Source organism: Microcoleus sp. D3_18_C4 (genome assembly GCF_036702355.1).
Lineage (GTDB): Bacteria > Cyanobacteriota > Cyanobacteriia > Cyanobacteriales > Microcoleaceae > Microcoleus.
Genome location: NZ_JAUBTF010000054.1, coordinates 9,754 through 29,590, shown reverse-complemented (window position 1 = coordinate 29,590; position 19,837 = coordinate 9,754). Strand labels below are relative to the sequence as shown.

Genomic DNA, 19,837 nt, shown 5'->3' with positions numbered 1-19,837 from the left:
TCTTCAGTTAATCTGTGGTGTCAGTTGAGAGTAATTGCAAGCGAATTTTGTCAATTGTTTTAACAATACTGTCGATTTGACTAGCATTTTGATAGTCAATCTGGTCTAAGTTCTGGCTGATTTGTAAGAGGTTTTGGGTGATTTCTCCTAGTAATAAGTGAACTTGAAAGTTGATGCGTGTAATGGTCTTGATGTGACATCCTGCCATTCGCTTCCTGATGAGTTCTGCAATAGTTAATCTGGCGGATATTGCCATAGATGTCCAGGTTTCTTTTTCTTGAGGCGTTAGCCGTAGTAAGTAAGTTTCTGTCCGGTGGAGTTGGCGTGGCATGGTTTAACTGTGTCCTCCTCAGTTATAAGTTGGAGCTGCTTTTGATCCGCTTCAATGGATCGATCCGTTTGGGGGGGTTTGTGGCAAAGTGCGATCGCTTTCTGATTTGATTCTACTTGGACCGTTGGATTGACCATTGGAGCTAAAATATTCTGGGGTTGTTCTTTCAAGTCGGTTGAGTTGCTGTAGCAAGTAATTAATTGCTTTGCAGAAGGTTGATTCTAGTTCAGAGTGTTTGTTTATCTCAACAATAGAGCTATAGTTTTCTAGCTGCTTCCGTAAATTTTGCTGTTGTTCTTGTTCTGATAGTTTGACTATAAAGGCTTGGTTTGCAACTTGAGTTAGCAATTCAAGGCAAATTTCTGTTACTAAGGTTTTGGCGAGCGGATTGCCAAGTTCGTACTGTCTTAACCAGTACAAGCTGACAATTTCTAAAGGCACTGCTCTGATTGATTCCTTTGAACCTTGTGCTGTTATTTTAACAACTTTTGCTAAACCAAAACGCTCACTGAGTAAGGATTTAATTATCTTTGATTCTACAAAATTGTTCAGAGACTGAGCCTCTTTTTCCATTGGCGTGGCAGCACTACTGAGGCTGGCATAGTAATCTCCTGAAGAAATCTGGAACAGTTCTAAATTAAATCCTGCAAATTCGACTATTTTCCTCACTGCTTTGTAGTCAGTTGAGGCTAAAATATCTTCGCTGCTGGTATCCTTACTATTCTCTGGAGACAGGGATGTTGGGAGTTGCACTGTGTCGGGCATTTTAGAAGCGATTGCACTTATATCAGCAAGTAAGATCGGATTAGGTGTCAACTCTTGTTCTAAGGTTGTCAATGTTCGGTACAATTGCTCTTGGTGGGGCGAAATATAACTGAAATTTTGGAAAAGTACCTCAAGTACCGCCAACTTTTTTTGGACAAACCAACAAGCATCTGCGAGTGGTTGTAGGGCAGATGTGAAAGAGTTCTGCCAAAGTTCAATAAAGCTTTCTAGCTGTTCAGAGTAGGAGTCGGGAGCGATCTGGGTAAAAGTTGCTAGCACTAGGGAAAAAACTTCTGCTTTAATCCAAACTTTGCCGTCTCGATCGGTAGTAAACAGTTCTGGATATTCTTCGAGCGGATTGAAGAGGGATTCTAGTGACAAATTTTTGGCATTTGTATAGCCTCCTGCTGCCAGTTTACCTCTGAATTCCCAAGTTTGGCAACTGAATTTATTGAATCCTGATTTGAAGTTGCTCCAATTTTCTCCCAAACTTACTGTGCCATTTTCTAGCATGAACTCAAGGCCGTCAGGGTTGAGTGGTGTTACGATAGTGCCTTCCGGGATATCTTTTAAAATCCATTTTTTGTCGGCAAAAACACTTAGGTTGATAGTTGGGTCGTTCCAAAGATTGAGTGCTTGTTCGAGAGTTGCTTGAGTTTCGGGGTTCACCCATTTTGCTAGGTCGAGACCTAGTTTCCAATGTACCCAAGCTATACTTTTTTCTAAATAGCTATGAATAGGATAAATGTGAATTAAGCTTGGATAGGCTGTAGCTAGCACGAGAGAGGGAGGGGTATCAAGTGGGACTGAAGCTGGTTCAATTTGCAGAGATTGAGCCACTTCTAAAGTTAATGTGGCTGTGCTTTTTCTTTTGAGCCAATGAGTTATTTTTTGCTCAACGGGGAGCATCAAGTTACTGACGAATGCGTCTTTTAGTCTGATTTCAATGGTATTCCTAAATTGGGAGTTCTTAAACAAATCATAGTAGCGAACAGGCAATAGGAAAGAACTCGGATATTTGAGAAAATCAAAATTTGATTCCATGCTGTTTACACGAGTTATAAGTGTTGATTAACTAATATGGTATTTGTTGGGTTTATTATTTGACTTCACCACAACTGGCAGTTTTTGTTAGCTCACTTGGATCGCTCCTTTTGGAGGGTTCACCTTAAGGCTGAGTTTTGATCTATGGCTATACCCCCGATTTCGTTATAGTTCAGTATCAAAACAGCAAGCTCATAAATAATAGAGCTGCTGTTTGCAAAAACCTGTAGTCATTGGCGATCGCTTCAGTTGGTGCGATCGCTCGCGATTGGCATTGATTATCGGTCAATTTGACCTAATTGTTTTCCCTATTCGCTCCCCCGCATTTGCGGGTAATCATTGGCGATCGCACCAACTGAAGCGATCGCAGGAATTGGAATCAAAGCTTACCCTATAGTAGTTCTAGCAGCAACTATAGCTGAACTTGCATAAACAAACAGGCTCAACCCAACCACTAAGAGTCAATATTCAGGTTATCCGTTGAAATACTGCATCGAAAAGTATTTGTTGAGCCTGCTAATTCTGCTAAAACTGCGAGGGCGATCGTTCGTCTAATTGAATTTTTGTTCAATACTGAGCGTGTTGTGGCTCTACCATACAAACGCTCCTCTTTATTTGAGAAGTTTTTTATATTTTGGTATAAATATATCTCTGAACATTGCTATTGCTACCAGTGAGCTTTGCTTTTTGTGCAAGCTTCTTATCTGGCATAAGTTTGAGTTTTCATGCGGTTTTTGTTGCTAACAATCCCGCAAATTTAGCTAACAATTAAGCTGAGCTTGCACAAGTTTACTCGCACATTCTCAGAAAAAAAAGCCAAAAACAGCTAAAAACTCACGAAAACTCAGTCCTAAAAAGTTAATTTTGAGGTTTTTTCCTGTCCCGGTACACTTAAGATCAATTTAATAATTTAACAGCAAGCTCTACACTCCCCAATTTAAGCAATTGTAGCAGAGGCTCAAAAGTGGTAGCATTTATAGCAAGCTGTACTTTTACAATTGAGCAAGCCGAACTAATTGAAAGCTGTTAAGGCTGCTTTTTTAATAGCCGCCAAGTGATAGCCTTTCAGCTATTGCATATCAATCTATCGGTTGAATACCTAAAACGGACGTTGTCCTAGATTTGCCTCCAGCTTGCGAATAATTTCTGTCTTTTCTCTCAACTGGTTGCCGTATCCGTCGCACCGCTCGGTTGCTTGCTGGAGGTCAGATTGCAAGCGCTGGATTATGGTGTAATTTTGGTCAAGTTTTGAGGCCTCTGCAATTAGAGCAGAGGCAAAAGCATAGAAGCGACCGCGATTCTCACCCTTCCTAAACTTCCACCCACCCACAGAGGGCATCTCAAAAAGATTATCCCTCGCTGCATAGAGGTCGGGTAGCTCTGGCTGTTGTGCTGGCATCTCTGGCAACAGTTCTAAAATTGCCTCCACATCTGCCAAATCAGCCCTGGACTTTTTGCGATCGCTCTTGAGTTGGTTGAGCAGAGTTCCCGCGTCTGGTAAGGGTTTGAAGTGCTACTTTGCGGTTGATGACAGCTTCGCTATTTTTAGGCCAGCCAGGAGCGATCCCGTTGGTGTACAGGTCGCCTTGGGTACTCGGCATCGGAGCATTGCACGACGCAAGCCAGTTGGTGCAGTTCGGTATTGGCTAAGAGTTGAATAGGTTGGTGGGAGAAATGCTGGTAATTAGTCTGTTGCCCCGCGCTCGCTTTTATTACCACCATCCTAATACCGATAAATCTGTTTATACGCCAGAACAATTGGGCAGAATAGTGTGGTACTATGCTATTAGACTCATGTTATTCAACCACCCCTGCACTGAAAGTCACCTGAAATGTCTGATTATTAACAGCAGTAAACTTCTGCTCGCCCCAGGTTTTTAGGAAGTCATTCAGCCGCTTTGCACACAAATCTCGCGTTATCCCATATATACCTAAAACAAATTCCTCGCCGCCCCAACGACCTACTATATCATCAGACCGAAAGAACTGCTTTAAGTGTTTTCCCAAAACGGAAAGAACTCTATCTCCTGTCGCATGGCCGTATCGATCGTTAACGTGCTTGAAGCGATCTAAATCCAGAATAAAACACAATGGCTGATTTTGATGTTCTGCCAGATGTAATAATCGCCCTAGTTCCTGAATGGATTTACGCCGAGTAGCAGTGCCGGTTAGTTCATCAATTTCTGCAAATCTGGACTGTGGCTTGCGTTCTTAGTCAGTCCTAATGTTAAGAAATGTTTCGCCAACAGTATCGGATCTCGGCTCAATCCCTATCGGATACAAGTGATATGACCAAATCAAATCTCTAGATTGGCAAACCCGCAATGCCGAGTTTATTGGCAAAGCCCCACCGACTTTAACGGCTGAAGTCATTGCAAAACTCAAAACCCTCTTGCCATCATGATTGTTGCCCCTAAATGAGTTAAAGATTACTGGATGAACCCTTTAGAACAGCGAGATTTAGTCAAAGAGCTACGAGGAGCACTCAACGGCTACCACAGAGTCGGAAGATTTCCTGATGCTGTAGTTCATGCTGCTGCTCTATTATTCTTACGGTGGGTAGACTTTTACGAAGAAGAACAAAATGCAATCGCTGAATTTGATGGATTGCATTACACAAATGCACTACCGGACTATTTACGTTGGTCTAAATTGCGCCAACAAAATTTTCAAATCTTTATCAAAATCTTTCAATACAATCTTGTTCCCTCTTTAAAATCTGCTATTTCAACACCCCTTGGGCAACAGCTTTACCGCATCGGTATTGCTCTTGAACAAATTGGAGTTGAGCAATCTGAATCATTAACTACCCTAGAACCAGTCTTCGAGCTTTTTCGCTGGATCGATTCTTTGCCTTTTGACTCAGCAGACGATCGCGCTAATGCTGGAACTATCCTAGAAGCTTTGATCTCAGACTCTATGGGTGGTAGAAGTACAGGGCAATTTACCACCCCACAACCAGTTGCTGATCTTATGGTTGCACTTGCCGATCCGAAACCAGGCGATCGTATCTACGATCCTTGCTTTGGTATGGGCGGATTGCTTGTCACTTGTACTCGTCACTTGCAGGATCAAGCTAAGTTTCTTCCTCCCCGAAACTGGTTGGGGATTCAGGAGAATAGCATTTTTGGGGTCGAAATCAACCCTGTTGCCTACGCAGTTGGACTAACCCGCATTGTTCTAGCAGGCATTGATTGCCCTCGGCTTGAACTCGGCGACACTTTAGAGAGAACAGTGCGCCATAACCGAGCTTCTGAAGGGTTCGATCTAATCTTGGCGGTTCCACCTTGGGGACAACGATCATCTGCCTATGCTTATCGAAATGAATTCCCAATCCCTACCTCAACCACAGAAGCACTTTTTCTACAACACATTATGGCTTCTCTGCGTCCAGGTGGTCGAGCCGTCGTAGCCTTTCCAGATGGAATTCTCTTTCGTGCAGGTGCCGAAAAACAACTTCGTGAACGGCTACTGTCTGACTTCTATGTTGAAGGAATTCTAGCGTTACCTTCAGGTGCCTTTACCCCATTTACTGGACTTAACTCTAACCTCATAGTCTTTCGACGTGAGGAGCCTGCTTCTTCTGTGCGCTTTTTCTTAGTCGAAGATTTTCCGTCTGGACTACGAAAACGAGAACTCTTCTCACCTAGTGAACAACAATTATTGGCAAAGCGAGTTGCTCAGACATTTCATGATGGCAAATCTAGTACACATCTTTGGAGCACTTCAATCACCACTCTTGCTCAGCGAGACTGGGAACTGATTGTAAAGCGAACAGGAGATGATGCCTTAGCTGAACAGTTAAAAGCCCTAACTGAAACTGATCCAACTATTAAGCTGAGATCGCTTCAGCAAATTGCTGATATTTTCACAGGAATTTCTTATAACCAGTCTATTAGCACGAAAGATGCTAAAGCCCCTGACGCTGTAGCAGGGCTGCTTCGGGTTTCTGATGTGATAGGTGCTGGTGCTAAAGCTCCAGAACTCTTTCTGACTAAAGCTGGAGAAGCTAAGGCTAAAGAGAAGCACTACCTGCGTCCCTTTGATATTGTTGTTACAAAATCAGGGACGATCGGTAAAGTTGGTTTAATTTCAGATATTGCTGGAACAATAGGTGCGATCGCGACACAGGGTCTTGCCGTCATTCGCCCTAGAAAAGGTATTACGGCTCAATTTCTAGCTGAACTCTTACGTTCTCCTGCCTACCAATCTTGGTTGAAGGGGCACGCTCGTGGTGCCACTATTCAGCATCTTTCCATGGAGGCTTTAAGGGATCTGAAAATACCTGTACCCCCCCTTCAAATGCAAGCTCGGCTGTGGCAAGGTACTCAAGGACGGATTTCAGATGCTCTAAGTGCCTTGGTTCGCATGGTGATGGGTACTAGTGATGACCCTGTGTTGAACTGGCTTGAACAGTCCAAAGTAGTGCGAATGATCGCAGAAACCGAACAAGCCGGAAGTAGGGCAGAGCCACTGTGGTTTGATCGCTTTGGTAAAGAACTTTATGACCTTAGAAACCGAGTAGTGCATGGGCTAGAAGGAACGTTCTCTCCAGAGATTAGACCTTGGTTAGTTACTGCCGCTACTGCTGCTGCTTCTCTTAGAGGGTTTCATGAAATTCCGGATGGAACAGGTCGTGTAGCAGTGTTGGAAAATGCTCATCGTAGGATGAGAGATGCATTTGAATTGCTGGGTAGTACCTCTCTTGCTGTAGTGGAAAGAGCAAGAGAAGTTAGTCTTAATGTGACTAAGCTAATTGCTCGTGAGGTTGAATCAATCTTGTCAGTAGTCGAAATTGCAACACGGCTCGCTCCATCAAGCGTTGTTGTTGGGATACCTAACGAAGTTTCCCTAAACATCCGAAATGCATCTTCAATCGCAATTAGGAATTTACAAATTCAGACTAACCCAGCAGTCGGAAGTGGAAAGGTAGCATACCTTCAAGATGGCAGTGAGGTTAAGTTTCCTCTGCTTATAGAACCGCAGCAGGCATTTGGTACGTTCAATTTCAACATGATATGGACGGCATCCCGCTTAGATGGGACAACTATGCACGAAGAAGTACCTTTAACCCTTGCGATTCGATCAACACGCAACTCAGCATTAACTAGTGAGTTAGGAACTAGCCCTTACATCGTGGGTAGTCCAGTTGACCGGGAAGAAATGTTTTTTGGTCGAAACGATGTCATTCAACGAATTAAAGGACAACTTTCAGCCAGCAAGCGCGCAAATGTAATTCTCCTTGAAGGTAATCGACGCACCGGCAAAACCTCTATCCTCAAACAACTTCAAAAACCTGGAGTTCTACCAGACTGGATTCCAGTAGACTGCTCTTTTCAAGGTGCAGAGGGACATCAGAGCCAGGTAGGGATAAAAACCCAGGATGTTTACCGTCTGATGGCTCGTAAAATCGGGTGGGCTTGCCATGACGCTGGTGTTAATGTTTGGTTGCCTGGGCAAACCGAAGGAGCAAACAATAAACCGTTCAAACCACAGTTTACCTCAGGCTTAAGCAAAGTTTTTTCCACCGAGCATCCTTTTGAGACCTTTGAACTCTATCTACAATCCGTGCTGGAAGCCATCCAACCCCGTCGGCTTCTCCTAATGCTGGATGAGTTTGACAAGCTCCAGGAGGGTATTGATTCTGGAGTGACCAGCCCGCAAGTTCCAGAAAATATTCGTTACTTGCTGCATGAGTACCCCAATTTATCAGCAATCATCACAGGTTCTCGCAGGCTCAAACGGCTTCGAGAAGAGTACTGGTCGGCTTTGTTTGGCATTGGATATCGAATTGGAATTAGCGATTTACCTGTGGAAGCCGCAAGGGCACTCGTCACTGAGCCCGTAGAAGGCAGGCTTCTCTATTTAACCGAAGCTAGAGATCGCATTGTAGAGCTTTGTGCTCGTCAACCTTTTTTAGTCCAGTCACTCTGCAATCACGTCTTTGAGAATGCCGCCCGAACTGGCGATCGCACGATCACTCCATCACATATTGAAAAAGCCATTGAGGAAATGGCAGGGGACAACGAACATTTTCAAACCTTATGGGGATATGCTGGGAAAGAACGCAGACGGGTAATTTTGGCACTTTGTGAGCAATTGGCTGAAGGGGACGATCCCGTCAACCTTGAGTTACTTGAGGTGAAGTTTGAGGAATTGGGGATTCCTATTCCTAGGCGGGTTGGACTGGGTGCGGACTTGGAATTCCTTAGGGAACTTGAACTGATAGAACTTGACTCGTCAGACCGCCAGGGTGCCTACACTCTTGCAATTCCCATGATGGCAGAGTGGATTCGGAGAAATGTTGATTTTGCTGATCTACAGCGTAAAGCCGTGAAAGAGGCGGAGGAGGAAGTATGATTATTTCATATCAAGTACTGGGAGTAAATGTTCCTTCTTTTTTGGGACGTGAAAATTTACTGAATAATCTGGAACGCCAACTCCTAAAACCTACACCTGATCATGTCTGTGTCGTTGGTCCTGCACGATATGGAAAAAGTGTTTTACTTCATCATCTGGCACAGAGATACCGTCAAGGTAATGAATCCTATATCGCGGCTGTCTATCTTGACTTAAGACATTCTCCCCCAAGTACCGACGAGGATTTCAAACAACGCCTTGCTAGAGAGTTAAAGACGACGTTATCCGAAATCAGCTCAGATTTAGCTGCTTACTTAGAGCCAGATGAGAACAGCAGTATATACGAGCTTTTAGATTTTGTCTTTGAGGATTTGGATAGTAAGGGCGATCGCTTACTTGTAATCCTTGATGGCTTTGATCATGTTCTTAAAGAGGCAGGAATTACCAGAAATTTATGGGATCAGCTAAGGAACTTAGCTCAACATAGCAGTCTGCGTCTAGTCACTGGTAGTCGTCTGCATCTGCGTAACCTGCGCGATCTCATGCCAACAGATTCCCGCGTCTCAGACTTCTGGGAAATTTTTAATCCAATGCCCCTGCTAGTGGGAAAATTAGAGGACTCAGATTGGGATGGCTTTCTGCTGCCTTTGAATGTCAGAAATATTTTGCTTGATAATTCTGCCCGTAAAGAAGTCAGCAATTGGACTGGTGGAATTCCAATTCTTGCGGTCGCTCTTCTTAGAGAATTAGCTGAAAAGTTTGAAGATGGAACTAACCTCACTAAAAGTGATATTGATACAGTTTGTGAGGTAATGATTGCTAGCCATCGTCAACTTTTAGAGGATTTATGGGATGACTGTACGGATGAGATGAGGGAGGATTTAGCTAGAGCAGCTATAGAAGATATAGACGCAAATACGCTACCTCACGAACGAAAGACTGCATTGCAACAACGTGGTTTCCTTCAGTTTTCCAGCAATAAACTTAAATCAAGCTGCCGCCTCATGCAAAAATATGCTGAATTGCGAGCACCAAGCGTCAAAGAGCTACGCCGTTTATTTCAAACCAACAAGGATTTTGAGACAAACATTCAAGAAGTTTTAGAATTACGGCTCAGCCAAATTCAAGGCTGCGATCCACATCTGTTTGAGTTAATTAGAAAAGCAATTCGAGACATATCCCCAAATCCAGTAGACGCTACAAATTGGATGCGTCGTGTCGTAAATCGCGCTCTAGATATTATCTGGTTCCATGAGTTACCATCTGATCGAAGTTTGCCTAACTGCTGGATTACTGAATGGCAATATAAAGCAATTAACTTTCCTAGTGATGGAGGCAAACTTCCTGCAAGCCCCTTGACACAATGCATTATCTTACAGTTAATAACTGGTTCACGACCGGAACTTAATCCAATCTCCAAATACGTCACTAAGCCCACCTATCTCTTGGTTAACCATATCCGTGAAGTAGCTGATTTTGGACAACATACAACCGCCCGTGACAAAGTGACAGTCGGTATCGCCAGTGCTTATTGCCTATCGGCAATCAGTCTATGTGAGAGCCTCATTAATGATTTGCCTACATGAGTAGAACTAGCAACCAAATCAATTAGCTTTTGTAGCCTACAAGAAAACCTAGACACCACAACCAGTAGTTGTAGCGACCTGCAATCATAAACGCTCAAACCTGCAATCAAAACATTTCTTAGCCAGGATTAACTGCAACTATAATTGTGTTTCAGCCTTAATTTGGTCTGAAGTTTTGATTCAGTTTCATTTAATGTGGTCTCGGAAAAATCCTGATTGCGGTCTTGAGCGATTATGATTGCGGTCTCCTACAATTAACCTGTAAGCAGATTATTTAATAAATAGTCTGCACTTTAATTCCTAAAAAGTTTCTTACTTTTATCAAACAAACATTTTTTATTTGATTTTGAGCCGTAATTTGTACAGCTATATTAAGGTTTCCTAATTGAATATTTGTTTTTTTTCCAGTAACACGCTGACCTGTAGTGGTCACTATATAGAACCCATTTGATATCTTTTTAGGCGGTAGCTAGTCGTTTGAGTATTAGCCGAATGAAACACAGCTTGAGCTTGGCGTTGGAGCGTTGGAGTGTCCGGTCAAAATTCTTGACTAAACTTTTACATCGCTCCACCCAAGCATTTGACCGTTCAATTACCCATCTAGCCGCAACAGGCACAAATCCAGATTGCCCTTTAGCCGCTTTTTCTGCTTTCGAGGGTTTAGCTGAAAGTTCAAATTGAATCTTCGTCATAATCTCTGGATAAACCGTCTCTAAAGCTTGAGTTAGTTTCTCAGGATGATAGCCATTATCCAACAAGATTGTGGTCTTGGGCAGGTCGTCCGGTTTAGATTTGAAGTAATCGATGTTGTGTGTGAGTATTTCAATTAAGCCTTGATCATCAGATACACTGGCTTTGGTACAATGAGTAAAGAAGGGAAAACCTAGTATATCTACCGCTAGATGTCTTTTGATGCCATTCGTGCATTTATAGAAACAAAACCCTTTTGACTCAATACTGGCATTACAAGTATTTTTCACAGCTTGGGAGTCAATGATAATTAGAGTCGTCCACTGCGGTTTTTTTTGACTTGTTCGCGTAGCTTGCTAGGTAATTGTGTCTCAATCCGTTCGAGAGAGCCATCCTCACACCAATTTTGGTAATGCCAGAAGACGGTTGAATATGGCGGTAGATATCTGGGTAAATCTCTCCAATTACAGCCGTTCTTGAGCTGATAAAATATGCCATTGAGGAGTTGTCGCTTTGTCCACACTGCGGGTCGCGTTTTCTTCTTCTGGGATAGTAAAGGCTCGATTATTTCCCACTATGAGTCTGTCAAATCGCTTGAATATCCCATTTCTCACCCCAGCTCACTTGAATTTATCTACTCCGCCTTCATTCTACGCGATTGCCCAAAAGATATCAAATGGGTTCTATATTGTCGCCTGGGTGAAATAGCAGCAAGGCGATCGCCACTAGCAGGTCCAGAAATAGCGAAGATACTGTTGGCGAAAGTAATACAAGGCATCTTAACGTAGAGTATTACTAACCCCCAAAGCCAAGATTTCTTGTCATTGTAGCACGATTAATTACATAAAAGATTGCTTTCGCCAACAGTATCGACTGCTTATTTACCCCCGTTAGCCTGATGGTTTTGTCTAAAGTTCAATTCTAAAGCAGTGGGTCATTCAGAAGCCGCCACGTCGAATTAACCAGTGAGTTGTGACTCTGACGCTGGTCATTAACAGCTTTAAAGGTTTGGATAATAGGCGTAAGGCAACGCTTAGCATCTTCATAGCCTCGCTGTTTGAGTTCTGCGATGCGTTCGGCGCTAAAGTCCAACCAACTATCAACCAAGCCGATGAGCGGTGTATCAGACTTGTTAATTCGCTGTTCTGGCCTAATTTCAATAATGGTCTGGTCTGGGAAGTCGTAGCGATTCCATACCGACCCGTTTTGCAGGTGAATGACGATCGCACTCGTTATGCCCCGCGCTGCCAACGCTCTTAGCGGGACATTATCAGCCAAACCCCCGTCCACATAAGCCTTACCATTGACTTCGCGGCTGGGAAATGCCAGAGGAAGGGCAGCACTGGCAAGAAGTAAATTGTAGATGACCTCTTCATCAGTTAAATCCTGTACGCAGAGCCAGTGGGCATCCGTGCCAGTACGAGCGCGGACGAAATCAATCAACCAGTCGTATCCTAAACCTGGAATTTTCAGAGAAGGAAAGACTGTCACCCATAACTCGATGCCCCGTTGCAATTGGGCTGGGTTTACGACTTCGTATAATAGCTGCTCAATTGGCTCTGGGTCAAAAATGGCGGTACGGTCTTTTACTATCCCTTCCGACACCAGGAAATCAAGCATCCACCCCCGCAGGGTTGGGACAAAAGTTTGGGCTGCGTAGCTTATGGTATGGAGCAAGGCACCAGTATTCGGGCGAAGGATTGGGGCAGTCCCCAACTGTTCCCATAGTTCGTTCAAACGACGAACACCCTGTTGGAATGACCCGTGAGATGACAAAACAGCACCGTTAAGAGCGCCAATACTTGTTCCGGCAATGATTTGGGGTTCTATTCCCAGTTCGGCAAGATACTTAAGAGCGCCCGCATGGTAGGCTCCTTTAGCACCGCCACCAGTAAGTACAAGTCCAAAGTCGGGAGTAGCTGATTTCATGTTCTTTCAACTCCTGGCTGTCATAGCTAAACAATCATTGGCAGTTTCTTCAACCACAGCAGTGACGAATTCCCGTGCGTCAGTGGTGCGAGAGATGGAATCAATTTGGGTGCGACAGAGTGCCAGAGCGCACTGTCCGGGTTTTGCAGGTCTAGCTTCTTCTGGAAGGGTTGCTAGTTCTAGGGTTGTACCGATCGTAAACAGGAGGGGTGCGTTCAGGAGTCGATGTTTTGGGAGAGAGCGAATTTCTAGTAAGGCTGCTGTAAGAACGAGATCGCTCTCTCCCATTTCACCCCAAGAGCTATCTAACAAGTCAGCCAGCCCAAAAAAACTTTTAGGCATCTGGAAGCTGGTAGACAGTATTTTATTTACGAGTAACGGGCGAAACCGGGTTGTATCGCCCGTTTCTAATTCATAGATCGCGACCGAACTGCTAAAGACTTCCCGCGCTAACAAGACAACTTGCACAGGCCAAGGTAGCTTAGTATAGGTTTGTTCTGCTGCCCAAGCAGTTACAATTCTGTCTAAATCCTCATTAGCAGCAACCCGCACCTCTAACGAACGCACTCGCGCTTCTAATTGGTTGAGTCTTGTACCAACTTGTTGAGCGAGTCGCTCGAACTGTTTGCTGAGTGCTAGCAGGGCTTGTTTTTGTTCTTGTAAGCTTCGCTTTTGTTGGCGAATGGCATCCCGCGCTTCTAGTAAAGATTGCTGGGTAACTTCCAAGGCAACTTGACTAATGCGAAGGGAATCACTCAGTTCTAGTACCCACTGATGTAGGGCTTCTTGACCTGCAATGAGGTTGCCATCGAGGAGGATTTGGCGTTGGCGATCGCTTCCATCCAATGTGTCCATCAATCGACCAAAAAAACCTCGATTCTTGCGATAGCGGATGATGTCTTTACTGACTTGAATACCATTAACCAGGTCAATTAGGGCTTTGTCACCAACAACAGGGATTCGGTGCTGAAGTTCTTCCAGATAGCGTGTAGACGGGCTTGGAGAACCAGTGGGGGGTTTCTGTAAACCAAATTGTTCAGAATAAAAAGTATTAGACATTGGTTCGATCTCAGTTAACTTGTGCTGTTTAATGGAGTACCTATAGTTGGATTAATTCTTTAAATAGATTTTCCATATCTATTTTAAATTCTTGCTCTAAATACTCATTAGCCCGCTGCTTTAGTCTTTCACCTCTTTGCTCAATTAATTGGTTAACCTGTTCGCTCAGTTCTGATAAAAAAACAGCATATTTAACCGCCGTTGTTCGATTCATTTTAATTAAGCTCAATCTACCCCACGCTTTTACTTGTTTCTTTTGATATTTCTCTACTGACTCGATTTCAGTCCTGAATAGACTTCCCCAAATTTTTATTCCATCTGGTTTAATAAAAATATTTGGTGAACTGCTATTTGAAGAAAAGTTATTTTGAAAGTAGTCTCTTACTTTTTTGCTAAACTTAGAAATTTCCTCTTCTAACCTATTTTGTAACTCTTGCCGCTTCTGCTCTAACTTTATACTGATATCTTGGGAGCTTACTTCTATTAAATTATCTAATTTTTCCTTGGTATAGTTCAAAGCATAATCATAAAATTCTTCTGCCTCTTCAGGAGTTTTTAAATAGACTACTCCTGTGGGAGCAAACTGTAATCTAGATAGTAACCAACGGCCAAAACGCTGTACGATATGAGCTTGGGGAAAGCGTTCTAAGTTATTCAATTTCACAAAAAAAGATGTAGCATATCTTGTGATAACGCTAGCTCGCTGGTACTCTTCATAGAAGAAATATTTTTCCAAATTTACCAAAGTTTTATTCTTGATAATTTCCAAGTCTTCCCGAATTTGTTCGTGGAGTAAAGGTTTAATTTCCTCCAACTCAATCAAACTTTTACGCCATAGGTCAATTAAAATCAAATCCTCAGCTATACTTCTAGCTTCCGACCTAAAACGTTTAGCAGGTTTGGTCACAGAGCTAGGCAGAGATCGAGCTTCATTACAAAGTTGTAAAAGGCGACTATTACTAATATTTAGTGCTGATTTCATGCACCGGGGGGCAGCGCGTTCAATCAGAGCATCAATTGCTGTTTCTAAGAAAGGAGCGAAGCTTGATTTTTTCCAAAGCTTTTGAGCTTTTTGCTGTAACTCTTCTACCGTTGCATCTTCTAGGTCTTCTTCCCAATCTACCCCGAATACTTCTTGAGCTAAAGGACGTGCTGTTTGTAATTTGGTCACTGCTATACGCGGATGCTGCTGCAATTCCATAAAAAAGTTAGCCGCCGCGAATGCAAATCTTGCAGATATTTCAAATACCCGTTCGGTATCATCAGTATCGCCGATTCCCAATTCAGATGCCACAAAACGCCGCACTTGTTCCGGAGTCATATCTCCTTCTCGGCGTTGGTCAACTTTATTGATTAAAACGTACAGGTTTTCCTTACCTCTTAACTCGATTGCTTTCTGTACTTCTTCTTTTATTTGTTCAGATGCTTGCGTTTTTAGTTGGGTGAAGTCCAGAACAATCAATACCATCGAACTTTTTTGTAGTTGTTGTTCTACAACAGCCGCTAGTCGATGTGTCCCCGCCTCATTTGGCCCTGGCGTATCGACAATTACTAAATTCCCCAGTTGTTCAGGTTGGTCAAATTTATAAGAAGTTCGCCAAAAAGGTGTGTGCAGGCGCGGAAAATCAGTGAGAGATTCAAGAGGTTCTATTTGTGGTGTAATTAGGTGGCACAGACGGATAATATCGTTCAGGTAAGTAAGTGTTTCGTTGACAGCTTTACACCCTGAAATTTTGGCAGGAATAGGAAACTTTTCCTGAACAAATATTGTTTGTATTAACTTTGCTAGATGGGGATAGTGATTAGTTTGTTTGAGTATTGATTCAATACCGGATTCAGTAATGGAATGCCTCACCGCCAACCACATCTGCTCAAATGTTGAGAGAAATTCGGGGCTTAGGATTAAGACTGGCTTTTTTAGTTTAGCATTCAATAAGATTTCAGTGGGAAGCATTGTCATTGCCGCATTGCGACTTGGCAGTAAAGGCTGACCGATAATTGCATTAATGATGGTGGATTTACCAGCCTTCATCGGTGCGACAATCGCCAGCTTCAGTTTTAGGTCTTGTACATTACGGCTAGCTTGAACAATTTCCTGCTGAAATTTTATATACTTCTGGCTAGCTTCCTCAGAGCCAACTGCTACACTGGTCTGATACATCAGGTCGCTGATTTTATCTAGCAACTCGATAACGTTTCTCTGTAGAGAGCAAAGATGAAATTTCAGCGCCTCAGAATCTACCGAAGTTTCTTTCATTTTGTCTTTTTCATCAATTCCATAGTGTATTCCAGATACTTGTCTGTCTTTTTAAGATATTCGTTAGCTTCTGGTACTAAAGAACTAAGTTCGCCCACCAATTTCTCTTTTTCTTCAAGAGAAAGCCGTTGGTCATTTTGTGCTTGTTTTAAACTATTTCGATAGTTACCTAAATAGTCTTCTAGAGCTTTAAAAAATTCACTAACTCGTTCTTGAAAATCTTCGTCAAGGTATTTATTTATTCCCTGGCTTATACTATTAATACCTGTTTCAATGGATTGGTTTACATCCTTAATTAACTCATCCAAAGAAATACTGTAATAACTCTCTTGTTTGTCAGGCCGCTTTACTTTTACTTTCTCTTCATAAGGAACAATCCAAAGCCAATGCCACAAATCACGTTTTTTTACTGTTTTTTCCTCATATCCCTGATCCACATAACGAGTTTTAGTATTGACACGAGCTTTAACCAACTGTAATTCGTCAGCTTTTAAAGCAGGTTGTGGTAACGAAAGATTTACATTAAAAGCTTCATTTAGACGAGTTCTCGCTCTTTCAATTATGGGCTTTGTCTCTTTTTCTAAAAAGTTGGACAAACCCGTGCGTGCTAGTTCAATTTCTTTGGCTGTTTCTTGACGAACTCCCGATAGCAAGCTGTCAGCCCTTTGCTTAGCGTATGTAATTGCTTGATTAGCAAATTCTTCTGCTTCTGCTTGGGTCTTAAATTCAAACAATCCAGAAGGTTTAAACTCTAACGTTGACTTCATTCGTTTAGAAACCCATTTAGGGAAAAACTCAAAGTCAGCAACTGTAGACAGCAACGAACTTCTTACTTCTATATCTATTTGTTTGATCCGGTCAGACCGTTGATATTCCTCTTTTACAAAATAGTCTTCAAGGCTAACTTTAGCGGCTTTTTTGAGGTCTTGAAGAATTTTTTGGAGATTTCGATTGAGTTGTGTCTTAATTATGTCTACTTCCTGCAAGCGTGTACGACAAGCTTCAAGACTTTTCAAATCTGTTTCTAATGAGCCAACTTCACGTTGTAGTTTCTCTGCATCTTGGGCAATGGCACGACTGCGGAGTTCTACATCATCCCGTAGTTCTACAAGTCGGCTACGACTGAGTTTGAGAGCAGAACTCATACATTGAGGAGCCGCTCGTTCTATCAGTGCCTTTATTGCTTTTTCTAAAAACAGGTCAAAGCCTGATTTTTTCCATAGTCTTTGAGCTTTTTTCTGTAATTCTTCTATCGTTGCGTCTTCCAGGTCATCTTCCCAATCAATACCGAAAACTTCTTGAGCCAAAGCGCGTCCTGTTTGCATCTGTTTAGGTGGTACAGTTGGATTTAGCTCTAGTTCCTGCATGAAGTTAGCCGCGACAAACGCTCTCCTACCAGCTATTTCAAACACCCGCTCGTCATCGCTAGGATCTCCAATGCCGAATTCAGCTGCCACAAACTGCCTCACCTGTTCCGGGGTCATATCTCCTTCTCGGCGTTGGTCAACCTTATTAATTAAGACGTAAAGGTTTTCTTTACCTCGTAAATCAATTACCTTTTGAACGTCCTTCTTCACTTTTTCTGCTGCTTCCGTTTTTAGCTGCGTGAAATCAAGGACAATTAAAACAATTGAGCTTTTGCGAAGTTGCTCTTCTACTACCGCTGCTAGTTTGAGGTTTTCTCCTGCTTCATTTGGCCCCGGTGTATCGACAATCGCGAGGTTTCCCAGCTTTTCTGATTTCTCAGCTTCTTGAGATCGCCGGAAGGGAGTCTCAATGCAAGGTACATCCGTAAGTTGTGCTAAAGGATCGCTTAATGGAGCTATTAAACTACACAGACGGATAATATCGTTTAAACCTGTCAGAGCTTTGACAATCTGCTCGCGCCCAGAAGTCTTTGGACTGGTTAATAAGCCCCATATTCCATCCCGAATTTGCTCTGATAACTCGTTTAAATGAGGGTATTGCTCCATCTTTTTCCCAATTCCCTCAGTACCTAGTTCCCGAATTTGGCGCTGGATAGTGAGAAGTGTTTCTTGGAATACGGTTAAAATTTCAGGACTTAGCCTCAAAGCTGGCTCTAGTAACTCTGCATTAAAGACAATCTCAGTAGGAAGTGTTGTCATTGCAGCGTTACGGCTGGGCAGGATATCCTGACCGACAATGGCATTGACAATCGTAGATTTGCCAGCCTTCATCGGCGCGACAATGGCCATCCTCAATTCCAGTTTGTCCACATTCCGGTTAGCATCATCCACTTCCTTTTTGAAGGCTGCATATTTTTTACTATCCCGATCTGAGCTAAGGGCTGTACTGGCGCGATACATCAGGGTGCTGATTTGCCCCAGTAACTCGATAACGTCTGTTTGCAGATCTTGGACATTTGGCTTGAGCGGATTGGAAGTCATTTGGCCAGCCTTGTTGAGTGGTGAAGAAATACAGCCCTGGGAGGAGCTTTTCTTAGAATTCCCAGAAAACTCAGCCAGGATTAACTGCAACTATCTCGGCTCAATGCTTAATATAACCGCTAACGGCAATGCGATCGCGCAAATCAATCTCGACAAACGAATTAGGATAGGACGCGATCACTGATTCTGTAACTCTAGGTTATCAGCTTGTAAGTTATCCAACTCGGTATGTAACTTATCTAGGTAACTATCAAGAGTTACCTAGATAAGGAATCTGCAACAACTGCACAGCTTTACGCTTAGCTTCCTCGCCCCGCAAATCGTATTTTTGAGTCGTCGCCGGGTCAGCGTGTCCCGCCAACTTGCTTACCGTCAAAACATCCGCACCCGCGTCTAACAATTCGCTAATGAACGTGCGGCGGAAGTCGTGAGGCGAAAAGTCCAGCACTCCTGCTTGCACCCCCCGCTTCAGGAGAATTGCCATCACCGGTTGCAACCCTATGAACTCGCCTTTTATGATGCCCTGGCTCAAAACCAGAGTGCGCGGGACGTGATGGGACAAGACCAACTGCGAGAATTGGCGATCGTCCTGGTAGAACGGGTACGTAAAAACGCTTCTATCGACTGGAATCTCAAAGAAAGCGTCCGAGCCAGAATGAAGGTGATGGTCAAACGTCTATTGAGAGAATACGGCTATCCGCCCGATATGCAAGCTCTTGCGATCGAGTTAGTGTTAGAGCAGGCAAAGGTTTTCACCGAGTTTGAAGTAGAGACAAATCGTTCCTAATATTACGCAGGAAGATTAAAACTCAAGTAGCGAAGCTGTAACATAGAGATAAGGATGGTATAGGTTGCCAAAGGTAAAGGAAACCCGCCATTTTGAGTACAGTAGACCTCTTGCAAAAGTCCTTTTAATCAAATTTTGGGACGGGCTAGAAGCCCATCTCACAAGAAAAAAGATTTTTGTGGGACGGGCTGGAGAGCCCGTGCCAGCTATTTTCGCAAGAGGTCTACTTATCGAGTAGGGTTTTCTCTGCTGCTGAGAGATTGCCAGATTTGGAGCGAGCCAATCTTAGAATTTTTAGAGCTATTCCCTCGCTTTGGCGGTCTTTAATTTCTCGGGCGATCGCCAACGACTGCTGAGTGTGTTCGATGGCTTTGGCGTAGTCTCCGAGGGAAGTGTAAGCAGTTCCCAAATTTCCTAAAGCGGCTCCCTCGCTTTGGCGGTCTTTAATTTCTCGGGCGATCGCCAACCACTGCTGTTGGTAGTCGAGGGCTTTGGCGTAGTCGCCGAGGTGAGCGTAAGCAGTTCCCAGATTTCCCAGAGCTATTCCCTCGCTTTGGCGGTCTTTAATTTCTCGGGCGATCGCCAACCACTGCTGTTGGTAGTCGAGGGCTTTGGCGTAGT

Annotated in this window: 17 protein-coding genes; 4 read left to right on the top strand and 13 right to left on the bottom strand. The window is 43.4% G+C overall.

What is annotated here, in order from left to right:
- Positions 1-7: 7 nt before the first annotated feature.
- Together QUA90_RS23155 and QUA90_RS23150 are read right to left on the bottom strand one after the other, a co-directional pair.
- The gene (locus QUA90_RS23155) at positions 8-331 is read right to left on the bottom strand and encodes a plasmid mobilization protein (protein WP_333314128.1); all 324 of its coding nucleotides are present in this window, start codon (positions 329-331) and stop codon (positions 8-10) included.
- A 51-nt stretch (positions 332-382) separates the two neighbouring features.
- Positions 383-2,140, bottom strand: coding sequence for a hypothetical protein (locus tag QUA90_RS23150; protein WP_333447941.1), 1,758 nt, complete (start codon positions 2,138-2,140; stop codon positions 383-385).
- A gap of 214 nt (positions 2,141-2,354) precedes the next feature.
- Here QUA90_RS23150 and QUA90_RS23145 point away from each other — a divergent pair, with 214 nt between their 5' ends.
- Positions 2,355-2,537 (top strand): hypothetical protein, encoded by a 183-nt coding sequence (locus QUA90_RS23145; protein WP_333314124.1) that lies wholly within the window; start codon positions 2,355-2,357, stop codon positions 2,535-2,537.
- A 702-nt stretch (positions 2,538-3,239) separates the two neighbouring features.
- Here the strand turns inward: QUA90_RS23145 and QUA90_RS23140 are convergent.
- The 3 genes from QUA90_RS23140 to QUA90_RS23130 all read right to left on the bottom strand — a co-directional run bounded on the left by QUA90_RS23140 (position 3,240) and on the right by QUA90_RS23130 (position 4,321).
- Positions 3,240-3,569, bottom strand: coding sequence for a hypothetical protein (locus QUA90_RS23140; protein ID WP_333314120.1), 330 nt, complete (start codon positions 3,567-3,569; stop codon positions 3,240-3,242).
- 10 nt (positions 3,570-3,579) lie between these two features.
- On the bottom strand, positions 3,580-3,741 hold the full coding sequence (locus QUA90_RS23135) for a hypothetical protein (RefSeq protein ID WP_333304888.1): 162 nt from the start codon (positions 3,739-3,741) through the stop codon (positions 3,580-3,582).
- A gap of 196 nt (positions 3,742-3,937) precedes the next feature.
- Positions 3,938-4,321, bottom strand: coding sequence for a GGDEF domain-containing protein (locus tag QUA90_RS23130; RefSeq protein WP_333314182.1), 384 nt, complete (start codon positions 4,319-4,321; stop codon positions 3,938-3,940).
- A gap of 255 nt (positions 4,322-4,576) precedes the next feature.
- Here QUA90_RS23130 and QUA90_RS23125 point away from each other — a divergent pair, with 255 nt between their 5' ends.
- Together QUA90_RS23125 and QUA90_RS23120 are read left to right on the top strand one after the other, a co-directional pair.
- Positions 4,577-8,500 carry an N-6 DNA methylase gene (locus QUA90_RS23125; RefSeq protein WP_333314119.1) on the top strand — a complete coding sequence of 1,308 codons (3,924 nt, stop codon included), beginning with the start codon at positions 4,577-4,579 and terminating at the stop codon, positions 8,498-8,500.
- A complete protein-coding gene (locus tag QUA90_RS23120) occupies positions 8,497-10,086 on the top strand; it encodes an ATP-binding protein (protein WP_333447939.1) in 1,590 nt (529 codons plus the stop codon). The genes QUA90_RS23125 and QUA90_RS23120 overlap by 4 nt, the downstream gene beginning before the upstream one ends.
- Positions 10,087-10,544: 458 nt before the next feature.
- On the opposite strand, the gene QUA90_RS23115 is transcribed toward QUA90_RS23120, so the two are convergent.
- The 7 genes from QUA90_RS23115 to QUA90_RS23085 all read right to left on the bottom strand — a co-directional run bounded on the left by QUA90_RS23115 (position 10,545) and on the right by QUA90_RS23085 (position 18,913).
- A complete protein-coding gene (locus tag QUA90_RS23115; protein ID WP_333314115.1) occupies positions 10,545-11,066 on the bottom strand; it encodes a transposase in 522 nt (173 codons plus the stop codon).
- 20 nt (positions 11,067-11,086) lie between these two features.
- The gene (locus QUA90_RS23110) at positions 11,087-11,299 is read right to left on the bottom strand and encodes a transposase (protein WP_445300136.1); all 213 of its coding nucleotides are present in this window, start codon (positions 11,297-11,299) and stop codon (positions 11,087-11,089) included.
- A gap of 398 nt (positions 11,300-11,697) precedes the next feature.
- Complete coding sequence (locus tag QUA90_RS23105; protein ID WP_333314113.1) at positions 11,698-12,705, bottom strand: patatin-like phospholipase family protein; 1,008 nt, start codon at positions 12,703-12,705, stop codon at positions 11,698-11,700.
- Positions 12,706-12,711: 6 nt separating this feature from the next.
- Complete coding sequence (locus QUA90_RS23100; RefSeq protein WP_333314112.1) at positions 12,712-13,764, bottom strand: diguanylate cyclase regulator RdcB family protein; 1,053 nt, start codon at positions 13,762-13,764, stop codon at positions 12,712-12,714.
- Between the two features lie 40 nt (positions 13,765-13,804).
- Entirely contained in the window at positions 13,805-16,021 is a 2,217-nt protein-coding gene (locus tag QUA90_RS23095; protein ID WP_333314111.1) for a dynamin family protein, read from the bottom strand.
- On the bottom strand, positions 16,018-18,429 hold the full coding sequence (locus QUA90_RS23090; RefSeq protein ID WP_333314109.1) for a dynamin family protein: 2,412 nt from the start codon (positions 18,427-18,429) through the stop codon (positions 16,018-16,020). Before QUA90_RS23090 ends, QUA90_RS23095 begins: the two co-directional genes overlap by 4 nt.
- Before the next feature lie 250 nt (positions 18,430-18,679).
- Entirely contained in the window at positions 18,680-18,913 is a 234-nt protein-coding gene (locus QUA90_RS23085) for a site-specific integrase (protein ID WP_333314107.1), read from the bottom strand.
- Between the two features lie 6 nt (positions 18,914-18,919).
- Here QUA90_RS23085 and QUA90_RS23080 point away from each other — a divergent pair, with 6 nt between their 5' ends.
- Complete coding sequence (locus tag QUA90_RS23080) at positions 18,920-19,216, top strand: type I restriction enzyme endonuclease domain-containing protein (protein WP_333314106.1); 297 nt, start codon at positions 18,920-18,922, stop codon at positions 19,214-19,216.
- Positions 19,217-19,439: 223 nt separating this feature from the next.
- Here the strand turns inward: QUA90_RS23080 and QUA90_RS23075 are convergent.
- A partial coding sequence (locus tag QUA90_RS23075) for a tetratricopeptide repeat protein (RefSeq protein ID WP_333447935.1) occupies positions 19,440-19,837 on the bottom strand: 398 nt, incomplete at its 5' end.

Bases quoted from the DNA above. Each gene is read 5' to 3' on its own strand.
- QUA90_RS23155 (WP_333314128.1), bottom strand. From the start codon at position 331: ATGCCACGCCAACTCCACCGGACAGAAACTTACTTACTACGGCTAACG.
- QUA90_RS23150 (WP_333447941.1), bottom strand. From the start codon at position 2,140: ATGGAATCAAATTTTGATTTTCTCAAATATCCGAGTTCTTTCCTATTG.
- QUA90_RS23135 (WP_333304888.1), bottom strand. From the start codon at position 3,741: ATGCCGAGTACCCAAGGCGACCTGTACACCAACGGGATCGCTCCTGGC.
- QUA90_RS23125 (WP_333314119.1), top strand. From the start codon at position 4,577: ATGAACCCTTTAGAACAGCGAGATTTAGTCAAAGAGCTACGAGGAGCA.
- QUA90_RS23120 (WP_333447939.1), top strand. From the start codon at position 8,497: ATGATTATTTCATATCAAGTACTGGGAGTAAATGTTCCTTCTTTTTTG.
- QUA90_RS23105 (WP_333314113.1), bottom strand. From the start codon at position 12,705: ATGAAATCAGCTACTCCCGACTTTGGACTTGTACTTACTGGTGGCGGT.
- QUA90_RS23100 (WP_333314112.1), bottom strand. From the start codon at position 13,764: ATGTCTAATACTTTTTATTCTGAACAATTTGGTTTACAGAAACCCCCC.
- QUA90_RS23095 (WP_333314111.1), bottom strand. From the start codon at position 16,021: ATGAAAGAAACTTCGGTAGATTCTGAGGCGCTGAAATTTCATCTTTGC.
- QUA90_RS23090 (WP_333314109.1), bottom strand. From the start codon at position 18,429: ATGACTTCCAATCCGCTCAAGCCAAATGTCCAAGATCTGCAAACAGAC.
- QUA90_RS23085 (WP_333314107.1), bottom strand. From the start codon at position 18,913: ATGGCAATTCTCCTGAAGCGGGGGGTGCAAGCAGGAGTGCTGGACTTT.